At 72.8% G+C, this 15,577-nt stretch carries 14 protein-coding genes; 7 read left to right on the forward strand and 7 right to left on the reverse strand.

Going from position 1 to position 15,577, the window contains the following annotated elements; all coding sequences use genetic code 11:
* Positions 1 to 51: 51 nt before the first annotated feature.
* The 3 genes from AC6I72_RS32770 to AC6I72_RS32780 all read right to left on the reverse strand — a co-directional run bounded on the left by AC6I72_RS32770 (position 52) and on the right by AC6I72_RS32780 (position 3,959).
* Complete coding sequence (locus tag AC6I72_RS32770; RefSeq protein WP_498005085.1) at positions 52 to 1,272, reverse strand: FG-GAP-like repeat-containing protein; 1,221 nt, start codon at positions 1,270 to 1,272, stop codon at positions 52 to 54.
* Between the two features lie 222 nt (positions 1,273 to 1,494).
* On the reverse strand, positions 1,495 to 2,742 hold the full coding sequence (locus AC6I72_RS32775) for an MFS transporter (RefSeq protein WP_498005086.1): 1,248 nt from the start codon (positions 2,740 to 2,742) through the stop codon (positions 1,495 to 1,497).
* Positions 2,743 to 3,119: 377 nt separating this feature from the next.
* Positions 3,120 to 3,959: a COG4705 family protein gene (locus AC6I72_RS32780; RefSeq protein ID WP_498005087.1), complete on the reverse strand. Its 840-nt coding sequence runs from the start codon at positions 3,957 to 3,959 to the stop codon at positions 3,120 to 3,122.
* A gap of 91 nt (positions 3,960 to 4,050) precedes the next feature.
* Between AC6I72_RS32780 and AC6I72_RS32785 the strand changes: the two genes are divergently transcribed.
* The 3 genes from AC6I72_RS32785 (at position 4,051) to AC6I72_RS32795 (ending at position 7,767) form a co-directional block, all read left to right on the forward strand.
* Complete coding sequence (locus AC6I72_RS32785; protein ID WP_498005088.1) at positions 4,051 to 5,085, forward strand: bile acid:sodium symporter family protein; 1,035 nt, start codon at positions 4,051 to 4,053, stop codon at positions 5,083 to 5,085.
* Between the two features lie 640 nt (positions 5,086 to 5,725).
* Positions 5,726 to 6,388 (forward strand): response regulator transcription factor, encoded by a 663-nt coding sequence (locus AC6I72_RS32790; protein ID WP_498005089.1) that lies wholly within the window; start codon positions 5,726 to 5,728, stop codon positions 6,386 to 6,388.
* Complete coding sequence (locus tag AC6I72_RS32795; RefSeq protein WP_498005090.1) at positions 6,385 to 7,767, forward strand: sensor histidine kinase; 1,383 nt, start codon at positions 6,385 to 6,387, stop codon at positions 7,765 to 7,767. Before AC6I72_RS32790 ends, AC6I72_RS32795 begins: the two co-directional genes overlap by 4 nt.
* A gap of 30 nt (positions 7,768 to 7,797) precedes the next feature.
* Here AC6I72_RS32795 and AC6I72_RS32800 read toward each other — a convergent pair whose 3' ends face one another.
* From AC6I72_RS32800 to AC6I72_RS32815, 4 genes are all read right to left on the reverse strand, one after another.
* Positions 7,798 to 8,589, reverse strand: a complete 792-nt coding sequence (locus AC6I72_RS32800) for a COG4705 family protein (RefSeq protein ID WP_498005091.1) — start codon at positions 8,587 to 8,589, stop codon at positions 7,798 to 7,800.
* Positions 8,590 to 8,830: 241 nt separating this feature from the next.
* Positions 8,831 to 9,325, reverse strand: coding sequence for a GerMN domain-containing protein (locus tag AC6I72_RS32805; protein WP_498005092.1), 495 nt, complete (start codon positions 9,323 to 9,325; stop codon positions 8,831 to 8,833).
* Positions 9,322 to 10,851 carry an ATP-binding protein gene (locus AC6I72_RS32810; protein ID WP_498005093.1) on the reverse strand — a complete coding sequence of 510 codons (1,530 nt, stop codon included), beginning with the start codon at positions 10,849 to 10,851 and terminating at the stop codon, positions 9,322 to 9,324. The genes AC6I72_RS32805 and AC6I72_RS32810 overlap by 4 nt, the downstream gene beginning before the upstream one ends.
* Positions 10,848 to 11,540: a response regulator transcription factor gene (locus AC6I72_RS32815; protein ID WP_498005094.1), complete on the reverse strand. Its 693-nt coding sequence runs from the start codon at positions 11,538 to 11,540 to the stop codon at positions 10,848 to 10,850. The genes AC6I72_RS32810 and AC6I72_RS32815 overlap by 4 nt, the downstream gene beginning before the upstream one ends.
* Positions 11,541 to 11,635: 95 nt before the next feature.
* Here AC6I72_RS32815 and AC6I72_RS32820 point away from each other — a divergent pair, with 95 nt between their 5' ends.
* The 4 genes from AC6I72_RS32820 to AC6I72_RS32835 are packed head-to-tail and all read left to right on the forward strand — an operon-like array spanning position 11,636 to position 15,403.
* Positions 11,636 to 12,358: a hypothetical protein gene (locus AC6I72_RS32820; RefSeq protein WP_498005095.1), complete on the forward strand. Its 723-nt coding sequence runs from the start codon at positions 11,636 to 11,638 to the stop codon at positions 12,356 to 12,358.
* Positions 12,355 to 13,437 (forward strand): peptidoglycan-binding protein, encoded by a 1,083-nt coding sequence (locus AC6I72_RS32825; RefSeq protein ID WP_498005096.1) that lies wholly within the window; start codon positions 12,355 to 12,357, stop codon positions 13,435 to 13,437. Before AC6I72_RS32820 ends, AC6I72_RS32825 begins: the two co-directional genes overlap by 4 nt.
* Positions 13,434 to 14,213 (forward strand): ABC transporter ATP-binding protein, encoded by a 780-nt coding sequence (locus tag AC6I72_RS32830; protein WP_498005097.1) that lies wholly within the window; start codon positions 13,434 to 13,436, stop codon positions 14,211 to 14,213. The genes AC6I72_RS32825 and AC6I72_RS32830 overlap by 4 nt, the downstream gene beginning before the upstream one ends.
* On the forward strand, positions 14,210 to 15,403 hold the full coding sequence (locus tag AC6I72_RS32835) for an ABC transporter permease (RefSeq protein WP_498005098.1): 1,194 nt from the start codon (positions 14,210 to 14,212) through the stop codon (positions 15,401 to 15,403). The genes AC6I72_RS32830 and AC6I72_RS32835 overlap by 4 nt, the downstream gene beginning before the upstream one ends.
* The last annotated feature ends 174 nt before the right edge of the window (positions 15,404 to 15,577 follow it).

Genomic DNA, 15,577 nt, shown 5'->3' on the forward strand with positions numbered 1-15,577 from the left:
GCCGCGAGGCCCGCCCTCCGGGCGGACGACGGGAATGTGACGACAGGACCTCTAGCAGAATCCGTTCAGGCCCCACCATTCGCCGTTGGTGCGCTCGCCGCCCGCCAGGAGGCCGTTGCCGCGGCCCTGGTAGGTGACCAGCCAGCCGAGGTTTCCGGGGCTGCCGTCGATGACGTACTTGTCGTTGGTGACGGCGGCCAGGTCGGGTCGGCCGTCGCCGGAGAAGTCACCGACCGCGATGAGGTTCGCCATCGCGTTCCAGCCGCCGGTGCCGACCAGGACGCGTCCGCCGAGGGCCGAGGCACGGCCCGGGTAGAGCCAGAGCTTGCCGGTGGAGGCCTCGCGGGCATAGAGGTCGGGGCGGCCGTCGCCGTTCATGTCGCCCACGCCGGCCAGTGCGTTCATGCCGTTCCAGCCGCCGGTGCCGATCAGTTTGCGTGAGCCGAGGGTGCCGGTGGAAGTGCCCGGGTACAGGTACAGCTTGCCGGTGGACTTCTCGGCGGCGATCAGGTCGGCGCGGCCGTCGCCGGTCAGGTCACCGACGGCGGTGATCTCGCGCATGCCGTTCCAGCCGCCCGTGCCGATGAGTTTGCGGGTACCCAGGGACCCGGTGGTGGTGCCGGGGTAGAGCCAGAGCTTGCCGGTGGATGCCTCGCGGGCGATGAGGTCCTCGCGGCCGTCCCGGCTGAAGTCTCCGTGCCGGGTCAGGGCGTTCATGGCGTTCCAGCCGCCGGTGCCGATCAGCTTGCCGGTGCCGGTTCCCGAGGCCAGCCACAGCCGGCCGGCCTCGTCGCGGGCGATCACGTCGGCCCTGCGGTCGCCGTTCATGTCACCGAAACCGGGTGTCTTGGGGGACACCTCGGCGGACCAGCTCGGGTAGGCCCCCTGAGAGCACTCGCGCTCGGTGCGGGTGAACTTGACCGAGCTGATCGTCGCGGTGGGCGACGAGGAGTACTCGCCTGCGCCATCGGGGCCCGCGGGGAAGTAACCGCCCCAGGGGCTGTAGTTCTTGTCGTCGTAGAGACAGGCGACGGACTTCGTACGGTTGACGTACGAGTGGATCTTGTTGTCCCAGCTGCCCAGGTCCGCGACGCTCTTGTTCGTCTTGTACATCGTCCCGGTCGCGCTCTGGCCCGACCAGCCGCACCAGTAGCCCGTCGGGCAGTCGTACGAACTGGCCGCTGCCGAAGTGGCGTTCACGGCTACCACGGCGGTGCCGGCGAGCACGAGACCGGCGAGCGCCGCCGTCCCCCGGGCAAAACGGTTTCCCATGTGCATCCCTCCCTTGGCTGTGCGCTCGTACTTTAACCTGCCTTTACTGATGGGGGATCTCCTCAGCGGGAGGGAGGCGATGCGCCGGCGGAGCGCCCCCGGAAGGCGCCGGCCAGGACCGGCACACCAGCAGCACCGGCCCGACCGGTCCGGAAACCGGGCTTGTCGTCGGACACCCCGGCGTGGTGACGAGAACGCCCGGTGCGCGCAGCCGTTCGCCACTCAGTGGGCGGGCGTGGACCGCACGGCCCGGGTGACCCACAGCAGAACGAGCGCGGCGGCCTGGATGCCGGCGACGACGACGATCAGAAGGGGGACGGAGACGTCGTACAGGACCCCGGCCAAGGTGCCACCGGCCAACGCGGCCGCGCCCATGATCCCGGCGAACACACCGTACGCGGAGGCCCGGCGGCCCACGGGTACGAGGTCGGCGACGGTGGCACGCAACGTGGACTCCTGAACCCCGACCGCGGCGCCCCACACCAGCACACCCGCCACGGCGGCCGCCACCGTGTCGGTGAAGGCGAGGACCGGAACGGCTGCGGACAGCAGCGGCAGGACGACCAGGACCTGGGCACCGAACCGGTCGTACAGCCAGCCCGTGACCAGCGCCGCCACCGCGTCCGCCGCCATGGCCGCCGCGTACAGCACCGGCACCATCGCCGTCGGCACCAGGTGCCGGACGGCCAGGTGGTAGGAGAGCACCCCAAAGGTGACGAAACCGACGAGGGTCGCTGCGGTGAAGACCGAGTAGGCCCAGAAGGCCCGCGGCAGTTTCCCCTCACGGGACCCGGCAGGGACCGGCCGCTCGGGCGAGCCCGGCTCCTCGGGCGCGTCCGGCTCCTCCGGCGCGTCCGGCTCCTCCGGCGCGTCCGGCTCCTCGGGCGGCGCTGCCGCGCCGGCGGTCGTCTCGTAGCCCACCGGATCGGGAACCCTGGCACGCAGCCGGAGCAGCAGCGCGAGGGCGGCCACGCCGGGCAGCGCGAGCACCCCGAGCGCCGGTGCGTAGTGGCCGCCGGTGAGGGCGAGGACCCCGGCCACCGTGAGCGGGCCGACGAGAGCGCCGACCTGGTCCATCGCCTCGTGGACCGCGAAGCCGCGGCCCCTTCCGGTGGCAGCGGTGGCGTGCGAGAGCAGTGTGTCCTTGGCCGGGGAGCGCACCGCCTTGCCGACGCGTTCCGCGATCACCAGGGTGCAGGCCGCCCACAGCACGCCGGTCAGGCCGAGTACCGGGACGGAGACCGCGGTCAGCACGTACCCGGCGATGGTCCATGCCCAGAAGCGGCGGCTGCGCTCGGCCAGCGGTCCCGAAACCAGACGCAGTCCGAGCGCGGCGGCCTCACCCGCCCCCGTGACCACGCCGACCAAGGCCGCGGAGGCGCCCAGATGGGCGAGCAGCGGACCGGTGACGGAACGAGCGCCCTCGTAGACGAAGTCCATCAGCAGACTGACGCCTCCGAACACCACCACGAACCGCCACGCCGAAAGCCCCCGGACGGGTCTGTCCGACGGTTCGGGCGCAGCGGACGTGGTGCGGGCCGGCTTCACGGTTCCTCCCCAGGGTGTCGCGTGCCCGGCAGGCCGGACTTCGCCTCCTGAACACCGGACCCTCTCCTGTGGCGCTCTCCTCCTCACCGGACGAGTCCGGCAGACACATCCTCTCTCGGCAGGCTGCGGCAGTCAGGTGCGGAGGGGGCGCGGGATGCCATCCACGACAGCGCCTCCCCGCGGAAGCTGACGGGGTCACGGATGAAGATCGTCGTCGGCTCGTGGTGGCAGGAGCGCGGCCGAACGGCCAGGGCCACCGCGGTGATCGCCTGCACGTGGCCTGAACGCCTTCCAGCCGGTCAGGCCGCCTGCCGTGTCACGCGCGCGGGGTTCGCGACGTCCTTGCGGGTCACCACCAGGTACACCACCAGGCCGAGGATGACGGCGAGGAAGAGCCCGCTCGTGACGACGGTGCCGAACCCGAGGCCGCCGTCGCCGGCCGGCTGGGAGAGGTAGTCGCCGATCGAGGCACCGAGCGGGCGGGTCAGGATGTAGGCGATCCAGAAGCTGCACACCGCGTCCAGGCCCAGCGCGAAGTGTGCGACCGCGACGGCGGCGATGGCCAGGCCGAACAGGACCGCCGAGAGCCGGTAGCCCAGGTCCATGCGCTCGGAGACGAGGTCGCCGGCGGCCGTGCCGAGGGCGAAGGTGAACAGCACGGCCAGCCAGTAGAACGACTCACGGCCGGGGGTGTCGACGCTGTGGATGGAAAGAGTCCGTTCCCGCCGGTACCAGACGACGAAGACGGCCACGAGGAGGAGCGCGAACACCGCGGTGCTCGCCTCCAGCGGCACGCCCATGTCGTCGGTGAGGTTGTCGCTGATCAGTGTGCCGACGACGCTGATCAGGGCGACGGCGAGCCAGTACACGCCGGCGCGGTACGCCGTGGTGCGGAACTGGACGACGAGGACCACCGCGAGCAGCGCGCTCATGAGCACGGACACGCCGGTCAGGCCCAGCCCGGCCTTCTCGTCGAGCAGGTCGGCAGCGGTCTCGCCGACCGTCGTGCACAGCACCTTGATGATCCAGAAGTAGGCGGTGACCTCGGGGACCTTGTTCCAGCGCAGAGGGTGGGAGGGGGGAGCGGAGGCAAGCGTGCCCGGTGCGGCCTCGGGAGTCCCGGAGAGTTCGTGGGTCATGGGCAGGATGTTGCCGGCGGTTACCTGAACGCTTCCTGACTGCCGCGCGGCTTTCTCCGCCCGCCGGGTCCGCCCTGATCACGATGGGGCCATGCACACTCGCGCCGCGTCCTGGCTGCGGCACCGGCTCGGCCGCGTCGTCGTCATGTCCTATGCTCTCGCCCTGTTCCTGCCCGGTCCCGGCCTGTGGCTGCGTCGCGTCCATCCCTTGCCGCCGACGCACCTGACCCTGCGCACCGCACCGTTCCTGCTGTCCCTGATGCTGTTCTCGGCCGGGCTGCAGGTCCCCCTCGGCGCGCTGGGTGGCCTGCTGCGGCATCCGAAGGCCCTGCTGGCCGGGCTGGTGCTGCATTCGGGGATCCCGCTGGTGGTCGTGCCGTTCGTCGCCTTCCTGCTGCGGCGCACTCCCGACGCCGACGGCGGCAGCGGGCTGCTCACCGCGCTGATCCTGATCGTGGCGATGCCCGTCGCCGCCGGGGCCACCGTGTGGACCGCCAAGAGCGAGGGAGACCAGCCGACGATGGTGGGTCTCGTCCTGGGCTCGACCCTCCTCAGCCCGTTCACCACCCCCGCGCTGCTGGCGACGCTGTCGCCGCTGCTCAGCGGCGGTTACGCACACCTCCTGGCCTCCACCGGCCGGCTGGCCCAGGGCGGATTCGCCCTCACCACCGTGGTCTGTCCCTGCGCGGCGGGTCTGCTGGGCGCACTCGTCCTGCCCGCGCCCTGGCTGGGCCGCCTGGTCACCACGGTGGCGCCGTCGGCCATGGCCGGTTCGGTGGTCCTGACCTACGTCAACGCCAGTGGCGCCCTGGGATCCGTCCTGACCCGGCCGCGCCCGCTGTTGATCGCGGCCGCCCTGGCGGTGGCGGCCCTGGTCTGTCTGCTCTCCTTCGTCTTCGGCCGGGCCGCCACCCGCCTGCTGCGGCTGGAGGCGGGCACCGCCTCGTCGCTGACGCTCGCCTGCGGCATGAACAACAGCAGCGCGAGCGCCGTGCTGATCACCGCGTCCTTGCCCGACAAACCGCACCTGCTGCTGCCGGTCCTCGCCTACGGGCTGCTGCAGAAGACCGCCGCGAGCCGGATCGTCACCCGGCTGCGACCGGCTCCCACCGCGGCGGGCGCCTGAACGCTCTCAGCCGCCGGCCTCCACGTCGGAGCCGGGCGCAGGTGTCCTCGCCGCCGGGACCGAGCTGGGCCACGAAGCGGGCCGGGACCGTCTCCGGGGCGGTGTCCCCGGCCGAGTCCGGTGGGCGTGCGCCGCGCGGTCAGGCCGGGCGCTTCCTGCACGGGGAGGCAGGCGCAGCCGCGGCCCTGCCGCTCCCGGTCGATGACGGCCTTCTCGTGCGGCCGGGTGATCGTCGTCGCCTCCGCCGTGCGGGCCGGGCGGTGCCGAGCCCGGCCCGCACCCGGCCTGGTGCGAGCGGGGCCCGGGCGGCCCACGGCCCGGCCAGGACGGCGGATTCGGGCTCGCCGGGCCGGCCGCCTCTCGTCCCTCGCGTCCGCCAGGGGAACACGCCTCACTCCGCCACCGTCTACAGGCCAGTAGACCGTCTACAGTTCGGTAGACCGTCTGCAGCAGGGCCGGCAGCAGCGCGGAGGACGTGCCGGAGATGTCCACCGCCCGGTGGATCTCCGAAGCGCCCGTCTCCCTCAGCGGCCAGGGCGCCCCCGGAGAACCGGGCGGCCACCCCTTGCAAGCCACTGAACGCAGAGACCCATGAGCCGCGCCCGACCCTCCCGGGCCGCCCGACAACTTACGGAGAACGATGCGCCAGACGATCCTGGTCGTCGAGGACGATCACGCCCTGCGTGACGTGCTGATGCGCGGACTGCGCGACGAGGACTTCTACCCCGTGCCCGCACCGGACGGCGCGACCGCCCTGCGACTGGCCACCGCCGGCGTCTCCGCCGTCGTGCTCGACATCGGGCTGCCCGACGCCGACGGACGGGACGTGTGCCAGGCGATGCGCGCGAACGGGTTCCTCTCCCCCGTCATCTTCCTGACCGCCCACCACCGGCTGAGCGACCGGCTGTCCGGGTTCTCGGCCGGAGGGGACGACTACCTGCCCAAGCCGTTCCACCTCGCCGAGCTCGCGGCCCGCCTGCGGGCAGCCCTCAAACGGGCCGCCCCGCCGCCTGCCGGCACAGCGGGTGACCTGGCACTGGACGCGGTCCGGCACGCGGTCACCGTCCGAGGCGTGCCCGTAGACCTGACACCGACCGAGTTCCGTCTCCTGGCGGCGCTCATGGCGGCTTCCGGCGGCATCGTGCGCCGCCGCGATCTGGTCCGGGCGGCCTGGCCCGAGGGCGCCCGCGTGCACGACAACACCCTCGACCAGTACCTGACCCGACTGCGCCGCAAGCTGCGCGACGCGGGCAGCGAGCGGACGATCGCCACGGCCCGCGGGCTCGGCCACCGCCTGTCATGAGCGGCACCCGCCACCGGCCGCGGCCCGCCATGACCGCCTTCCTCCACCGTCTGGCGCCCCGCACACTGCGCGGCCGGCTCTCACTCGTGGCCCTCACCACCGCCGCACTGCTGATGCTGGTCCTCACCGTCGCCTTCAACGCCGTCGCCCAGCACCGCCTCCAGCACCAGGCGGACGACGAACTGCGCACCCGCGCCGCCGCCGTCGCGACGACCATCGACACCACCGGCACGACCGTACGTGTCCTGGAGACCTCCCACGACGCACTCCTCGACGCCAACGTATGGATCTACGCCGGCGAACGTCTGCTGGAGGAGCCGCCGAACGCCGGCCCCCTCACCCGCGTCGCCGACTCCCTCGCCGGGCACGGCGGGCGGCGGTGCGTCACCGCCGACGTGGGCGGACCGCTGCGGCTGTGCTCGCAGCCGGTGTCTTCGGGCAGGAACGGGGCTCTGGTCGTCACCGCGCTCGACCTCTCCCCCTACCGGAGTTCGGCCGACACCCTGCTCGTGGGGTCGCTCGCGCTGGACGTCGTGATGCTCGCCTGCACCTATGCTCTGACGCGGCTGGCGGTGGGCCGCGCGCTGCGCCCGGTCCGCGCGATGACCGACCAGGCCGGCCAGTGGAGCGCCGTCGCCTCCGAAGAACGCTTCGGCCACGTGCGGCACCCTGCCGAACTCGCCCGCCTGGGAACGTCGTTGGACGCCATACTGGACCGCATCCGCACCGTCCTGCGCCACGAGCGCCGGCTCACCGGGGAACTCTCGCACGAGCTGCGTACACCCCTGAGCCGGATCATCGCCGAACTCGACTGGTGGCAGACCCGCCCCCGCACCGCCGACCAGACCCGGGCCACCCACAAGGTCATCGCGGATGCCGCCCAGTCCATGCGCACCATCTGCGACACCCTGCTCGACGACGCCCGCGGCGGCGCACTCACCGCCCCGGGCACCGCCGAGGTCCTGCCCACGCTGCGGCGCCTCACCGAAGCCGTCGACGCGCCGAGCCGGGTGACGGTGACCGCTGACGGCCCGCCCCTGGAAGCGGGGGTCCCCCACGCCCTCCTCGAACGCATCGTCAGCCCGCTGCTCGACAACGCCTGCCGCTACGCCCGCTCCGAGGTCGCCGTCCGCGCCTGCCGGGCGCCCGGCGGCGTACGCGTCGACGTCGTCGACGACGGGCCCGGTGTACCGCCCCCGTTCGCCGGACAGCTCTTCGAGCCGGGTCAGCGCGCGGATCCCGGTGACGGACACGGTGGAGCGGGCCTGGGACTGCCGCTGGCGCGACGCCTGGCCCGCTCCGCCGGCGGCGAGGTGGCATACGACCCCGGGCACACCCCCGGGGCACGGTTCGTGGTCAGCCTGCCCGCCGCCGGGTGACAGCAGGCCGCATCCGGCGTCACCGGCCCGTCACGCCGCGATGTCGCGCTGGACGTCCCTTCGCGAGACGGCCAGGTAGCCGACGAAGCCGAGGATGGCCACCGTCCAGGACAGCGTGACCGGCCCCAGGCCCAGGCCGAGTCCGCCCCTGTCGTGGCCGACGGCCATCCAGTCGGCGACGGAGGCGCCGAGCGGGCGGGTGATGACGTACGCGGCCCAGAACGCGGCCACCGCGTTCAGGCTGCCCCGCCGGTGGGCGACGGCCGGAACGGCGATCGCGGCGGCGTACAGGACGGCGGAGCCCAGGTAGCCGAGGCCGATCGTGGCGGTGAGGTCGCCCGCCGCGGTGCCCAGTGCGAACGTGGCCAGCACGGCGGCCCAGTAGAAAGCCTCCCGGCGCCGGGTGCGGATGCTGTGGATGGACAGGGTGCGCTCGACGCGGTGCCAGAGGGCGAAGACGCCGGCCAGCGCGGCCATGAAGAACGGGGTCGAGAGCGTGTACGGCACCCCGAGGCCGACGTGCAGGACGTCGGCGGCCATCGTGCCGAACACGCTGACCATGACGATCGCCGTCCAGTAGACCCAGGCCACGTACCGGCGGACGGCGAACTGCACCGCCAGAGCGGCCACCAGGGCCACGCCGCCGAGGCCGACAGCGGGGATCGGGCCGAGCAGGTGGGCCAGGAAGTCGGACGCCGTCTCGCCCATCCCGGTGGTCAGCACCTTGATGATCCAGAAATAGACGGTCACCTCCGGCACCTTGCTCGCCGCGTGACGGATGTGGCCCGCGGGCCGGTCGTGAGTGAGGTGATCAGTCGACATGGCAGGCACCATGACATGGGGCCCGGCCCTCGTCCCAGACCCCTTTGCCAGAGTTTTGGCGCTTCCGGTACGGGAGTTGCCCGAGACTCGGCCGGACCTGAACGGAACCTGAACACCCGGGCCGATGCGCTGGTCAGCAGCGCGCGGCCGGTGGTAGAGGCCGTGTTGCCGTATCGGCCTGGTGTCTGAAGAGCCCGCCCGTTGCCCGCTCCGCTGCCGGCCGCGGGCAACGAGGAGATGTTCACCTGTTGAGGAACTCCGCGCACCGGTAGGGGCCCAGCGGGGGGTCCTCGGCCGGCCTCAGTACGACCTCCACGTCGTCGGTCCTGATCCCGGGGGCCAGCACCGACTGGGCACGGGCCAGCGTGCACACCAGCTGCCCCGTGCCCTGGTCGCGCCCCGTCCCCGCGTAGGGGCCGTCGAGGTGCAGGGTCACGCGGGTGCCCGTCCCGGTCGCTGAGAAGCCGGGAAGCTCGACGTAGGAGGTGAGACCGCCGGCCCGTCCGCCGGGCGGCGGCCCCAGCAGGAGAAGCTTCACCACCGCGCCGAGATCCTTGATCTCCCTGTCGCCCACGGGCACCGCCCGCAGTCCGCCGGCGGACACGAAGTACAGACGTGCGCCGCTCGTCAGTCCCGACGCGGGCCCGCCCGCCTCCACCACTCCGGTCGGCGGGACCCCGCAGCCGGTGAGAACGATGCCCAGCACCGCGGCCACGGCCGGCAGCCGGCCCCTCATCGCTTGTCCCCCGTTCCCTGCCGCAGCGGCAGCCGCAGCGTGAACACCGCGCCGCCCCACGGCGCGTCGGCCACGTCGATCGTGCCCCCGTGCAGCCGTGCGTTCTCCGCCGCGATCGCCATGCCGAGGCCGCTGCCCTGTCCGCCGCCGTCCGCCGCGCCGCGGGTACGGGCCACGTCCGCCTTGTAGAACCGGTCGAAGACCCGCTCCCGGGCCTCCGGCGGCAACCCGGGGCCGTGGTCGGCGACCTGCAGCGTCACCCACTCCTCGTCGCCGCCGTTCGCCGCTCGGGCCGTCCCGAGGGTCACGGTCACCGGCGGGGCCCCGTGCCGCAGCGCGTTGCCCACCAGGTTCGCGACGATCACGTCGACGCGGCGCCGGTCGACCACCGTCCGCAGCCCCTCCTGAAGACGGGTCTCCACCCGCTCCGTCCAGCCCCGCAGCGCAAGGGACGCCCGCACCGTGTCGGCGAGGTCCGTCTCGGCGGCGTTCAGCCGTGCCGCACCGGCGTCGAAGCGGGAGATCTCCATCAGGTCCTCCACCAGCCGGGTCAGCCGTGCCGTCTCCGCGCCCACGGTGCGGGCCGCCCGCGCGGTGTCCGGCGGCAGCTGGTCGGCGTCCTCCTCCAGGACGGTCGCCACCATCGTCATCGCCGCCAGAGGTGTGCGCAGTTCGTGCGACACGTCCGCCGCGAAGCGGCGCGCCTTCGCCTCCTGCTCACGCAGTTCCGCGTCGGAGGCCTGGAGCGCGTCGGCGGTCTCGTTGAACGTGCGGGCCAGTTCGGCGAGTTCGTCGTGCCCGGTGACGGCCACCCGGCTGCCGAGGTCTCCGGTCGCGAGCTCCCGGGTGGCCCGGCCCAGTTTCCGCACCGGACGAAGGACCGTGCCCGCGGCCAGCAGGGCCAGGACCGCCGCCAGGACCACCACCGGCACGGTGCCCGCCCGTACGGAGTCGAGCAGGGCGGCGGTGTCGTCGCGCTCGGCCCGCAGATCAGTGATCGCGTAGACCTCCAGAGCGGAGGCGCGGCGGTCGCCGTCGGCGTACGTCACGGGCATGCCGACGACCAGGTACGGCTCCCCCCGCCACATCACCCGCTGGAACCGGGCGCCGCCTCCGGTCATCACCGCGGCGCGCAGTTCGACGGTGATCCGTTCCCTCGTGTCGGCGCGCGGGTCGGAGACCGCGACGAGGTTCTGGTAGCGGGCGACCACGATGCGGGCGCCGAGCCCGTCCGAGACCTTCGCCGCGAACCGGGACAACGACTCGTGGTCCGGGGGTACGTCGAGGTCGGGGGCGACCGTGGTGATCCGCTCCCGGAGTCCGTCCACCGCGGCGTCCTGGGTGCGCCGCAGGACGGCGGTGCGGGCGTCCCGGTAGGCGAGCGTGGTCGCGGTCAGCGCGCTGACGAGGGCCACGAGGACGAACGTGATGACGAGCCGGGTGCGCAGCCCGCCGACGAGCCGCCACGGGCGGCGCGGCGAGGCGGCACGGCGCGCGGCCCCACCGGCTGTGTCCGTACGGTTCACAGCGGTCCGAAGCGGTATCCGAACCCGCGCACCGTCTGTATGTACCGGGGCTTGGCCGGTACCTCCTCGATTTTCGCCCGCAGCCTGCCGACCGCCGCGTCGACCAGCCGGGAGTCGCCGAGGAAGGTGTGGTCCCAGACGGATTCGAGCAGCTGCTCCCGGCTGAGGACCCGGCCGGGTGAGGCCGACAGCTCCAGCAGCAGCCTCAGTTCGGTGGGCGGCAGCGGGACGGGAGTGCCGTTCCTGGTGACGGTCAGTGCGCCCCGGTCGATCACCAGACCGGCGAAATCGTCGTCCGTCCCCTGTCGGGCCGAGGGTTCCGCCCGCCGCAGCGCGGCCCGGATGCGTGCCTGCAGCACGGGCGCGGTGACGGGCTTGACGACGTAGTCGTCGGCGCCGGCCTCCAGCCCGGTCACGATGTCGGAGTCGTCACCACGCGCGGTCAGCATGATGACCGGCAGGATCGCCGAGCGCGCGCGGATGCGGCGGCACACCTCGAAGCCGTCCATGCCGGGCAGCATCAGGTCCAGTACGGCCAGTTCGACCCGCGCCCCGTGCTCCCCGGCCAGCAGGGCGAGGGCCTGTTCACCGGTGGCGGCGGTGTCCACGCCGTAGCCGTGCCGGCGCAGCACCAGCTCCATCGCGTCCCGTAGGGACACGTCGTCCTCGATGAGCAGTACATGCGGCATGGGACCGATTATGGGCATGTCCGGGCTTCTTCCGCCTAGCCGGACCGGGGCGGATCCGCAGGTCGGGGGCATTGTTACGTTCTCATCATGTGGTCATGGACGGTTCATCATCCACGGCGGCGAGCGTGGGGCGCATGAACTTCCCCATCAGGACGAACCGTCGAGTCGCCCACGCCCGGCTGCGCCTGGCCGCCTGCGTGACCGTGTCCGTGTCCGTGCTCTCGCTGGCCGTCGGCTGCGGTGGCGGGGACGGCGACGCCGGCGGGGCGAAGAAGGACGACACGATCGCCGACGTACCGGAAGCGCCGGCGAGGAACGACGCGAGCGCCGGGAAGGACGGCACGAGCCCGGGCAGCCGGCCCGCGGGCAAGAGCGAGTTCTACGACGCCCAGCTGAAATACGTCCAGTGCATGCGGACCGTGGGCGGCTACAAGGACTTCCCCGACCCCAAGCTCAGCGGGTACCTCGACTGGGACAAGGTCAACGAGATCGGCGCCCGGCCCGGCGCGAACGCGGGCATCAAGGGCGGCAAGGGCGGCAAGGGAGGCAGCTGCGTCGACCAGCTGAAGGCCGCCATGGCGGCCGAACCCGAGCGGGACCAGCAGAAGGACTACGAGTCGATGCTCGCGCACGCCAAGTGCATGCGGGACAACGGCGTCTCCAGGTTCACCAACCCCACCATGAGCGGCGGCAACGTCCAGCCGGGCGGCGATCCCAACCCGGCGTCCCCGTCCATCGACTCGAACTCGCCTGCGTACAAGCAGGCCCGCCAGGCGTGCGCCTCGAAGCTGCTCGACGGTCTGGACGGCATGCAGTGAAGCGCCGCACCACCCTCCTCACGCTCGTGGCCGTGGCCGTCGCCGCGGCCGTCACCGGGGGCGTTCTGTTCCTCGGCGACGGCCGCGGCGGCGCGGGCGCCTCCGGCAGGAGCGGCGACCTGCCCCCGGCCACCGCGACCGTCGTACGCACCGACCTCGTGCAGTCCAAGACGGTCGACGGCAAGCTCGACTTCGCCCAGCGCCGCGCGGTCAAGTCCGCCGTCCAGGGCACCGTCACGGTGGCCGCTTCCGAAGGCAGGACACTGACGATGGGGCAGGCCCTGTACGAACTGAACGACAAGCCCGTCACCCTGCTCTACGGGCCGGTCCCGATGTTCCGCGAGATGAAGGCCGGCGACCGGGGCAGCGACGTGCTCCAACTGGAGCGCAACCTGCGTGACCTGGGGTACGGGGCGGACCTGTACGTCGACACGCGGTACGACACGGACACCGAGGCCGCCGTCAAGCGGTGGCAGAAGTCCCTGAACCGCGACGCCACCGGCAGGGTCGGCCGGGGCGACGTCGTCTTCCAGCCCGGCCCGGTCAAGGTGGTCTCCGCCGACGCGGCGCTCGCCGACCAGGTGGGCCCGGACGCCCCGGTCCTCACGGTCGCCTCCACCAGGCCCGTCGTGCGGGCCCGGCTCGACCAGACCGACGGACCGCTCACCGCACGCGGGACCAGGGTCCAGGTCACCCTGCCGAGCGGGAAGACCGTGGCCGGCCACGTCGCCGGGACCGTCCGCCCGGAGGACTCCGGCGCCGGGGGCGGTGCCGGCGCGCAGGAGGGCATCACCGTCGAGGTCGTCCTGGCCGGCGGGGCGAAGGCCGCGTCGGATGAGGACACGACGGTGTCGGCGAGCGTGAAGTTCGTCAGCGAGGCGCACAAGGGAGTGCTCGCGGTCCCCGTCGAGGCGGTCGTCGCACTGCGGGGCGAGAACGGCGGCTACGGCCTCCAGATCGTCCGGGGCACCACCTCCACCACGGTACGGGTGGAGACGGGCATGACCGCCGACGGGTTGATCGAGGTCAGCGGACGGGACGTGCGCGAGGGTCTGAAGGTCGGGGTGGCGAAGTCATGACATCGGCCCCGGTGATCGAACTGTGCGATGCGGCCAAATCGTACCCCGGTGGCGTCCATGCACTGCGCGGAGTGAACCTGACCGTCGACGCGGGTGAGATGGTCGCCGTGGTGGGCCCGTCCGGCTCCGGCAAATCCACGATGCTCAACATCATGGGCACCCTCGACAAGCCCACCTCGGGCACCGTCCGGGTCGCCGGGTACGACGTGTCCGGGCTCTCCGACTCGCGGCTCTCCGCGCTGCGCGCCCGCCACATCGGTTTCGTGTTCCAGCACTTCCACCTGGCGGCGGGGCGCGACGCGGTGGACAACGTGGCCGAGGGGCTGCTGTACGCCGGCGTACCGCGGGGAAAGCGGCGGGCACGTGCCCGCGAGGCACTGGCCAGGGTGCGGCTGGACCACCGGCGCGGCCACACTCCGGACGAGCTGTCGGGCGGTGAGAAACAACGAGTGGCCATCGCGCGCGCCCTGGTGGGGAACCCTCGGCTGCTGCTGGCGGACGAGCCCACCGGGGCGCTGGACACCGCGTCCGGCGCTGTCGTCATGGAGTTGCTGCACGAACTGAACGCGTCCGGCACCACCGTGTGCGTCATCACCCATGACAACGGGATCGCGGACGCGCTGCCGCGCCGGGTCCGGTTCAAGGACGGAGAGATCGTGGCGGACTCGCGGTTCGGGACACCTGGAGGTGTCCGGCCCGCCGCGTGTGCCGGTGCCGGGCACACCGCCTGCTCCTGCCCCGGGTCCGCCTGCGGTACGCGAGGGGCGGACCGGTGACGAACGACCTCGTACCGTCCCGCCTCTCGCTCCCCGACGTGCTGCGGGTCGGCGCCGTCGGCCTTCGCGCGCGCCGTGCGCGCGTGGTGCTCTCGGCGCTCGGCATCGCCATCGGCATCGCGACCATGGTCGCGGTCGTCGGCCTGTCCGAGTCGAGTCGCGCGGACCTGATGGCCCGGCTCGACCGCCTGGGCACCAACCTCCTCACCGCCGAGGCGGGCAGGGACGCCATGGGGCAGAAGACCGAACTCCCCAAGAACGCGGTCGCGATGGTCGAGCGCATCGGCCCGGTGCTGCATGCCACGGCCAGCGCCGATGTCGACGCCCGGATCCGCCGCAGCGACGTCGTGCCGCCGGAACGCACCGCCGGTGTCACCACGCAGGCGGTGCGCCTGGACCTGCTGTCCGCGCTCGGCGGGGAGGTCGGCAAGGGTGCCTGGCTCGACCCGGCCGGCGAACGGCTCCCGACCACGGTGCTCGGGGCAGTGGCGGCGGAGCGCCTCGGCATCACCCGCACCGGCGAGACGATCATGATGAACGACATCCGTGTGGTCGTCGTGGGCATCCTCGAGCCGATCGAGCTGGTTCCCAACCTGGACCGGGTGGCGATGGTCGGATTCCCGGCCGCCGAACGCTACTTCGGATTCGACGGCCACCCCACCACCGTCTTCGAGCGCTCCAGGGACGGCTCGGTGGAGGACGTGCGGGCGGTCCTGGCCCGCACCGTCAGCCCCGGTGACACGACGGGTGTCAAGGTCTCGCGTCCCTCGGACGCGCTCGCCGCCAAGGCGGCCACCGGCGAGGGCCTGACGGCCCTGATGCTCGGCCTGGGCGCGGTGGCCCTCCTGGTGGGCGGTGTGGGGGTGGCCAACACCATGGTCATCTCGGTCCTGGAACGCCGTCGGGAGATCGGCCTGCGCCGTTCGCTGGGTGCGACCCGCGGCGCCATCCGGCTCCAGTTCCTGACGGAGTCGCTGCTGCTGGCGGCGCTGGGCGGGGCGGTCGGGGCGCTGCTGGGAGCGGCGGTGACGTACGGATTCGCGCGGGTCCAGGGGTGGTCGGCGGTGGTTCCGCCCTGGTCCCTGGCGGGGGGGCTTGGCGCCACTCTCCTGATCGGTGTGCTCGCGGGCCTCTATCCGGCGATCCGTGCGTCGCGGCTCCATCCGATGCAGGCCCTGCAAGCAGCGTGAGAGGCGGCGGCCGGTGACGGCGGGCGGGCATGTTTGCGACGTCACCGGGCTGCCCGGGCCCACCAGCGGGGACGGGGCGCCCATGGCATGGGCCTTGCTGCCCTGACGTCACCGCGTGCACGTGACCGCGCAGCACCGCGTACGCTGACGCCAGATCCTTGGGGAGGAGACGCC

Source organism: Streptomyces sp. Xyl84, from assembly GCF_059731885.1.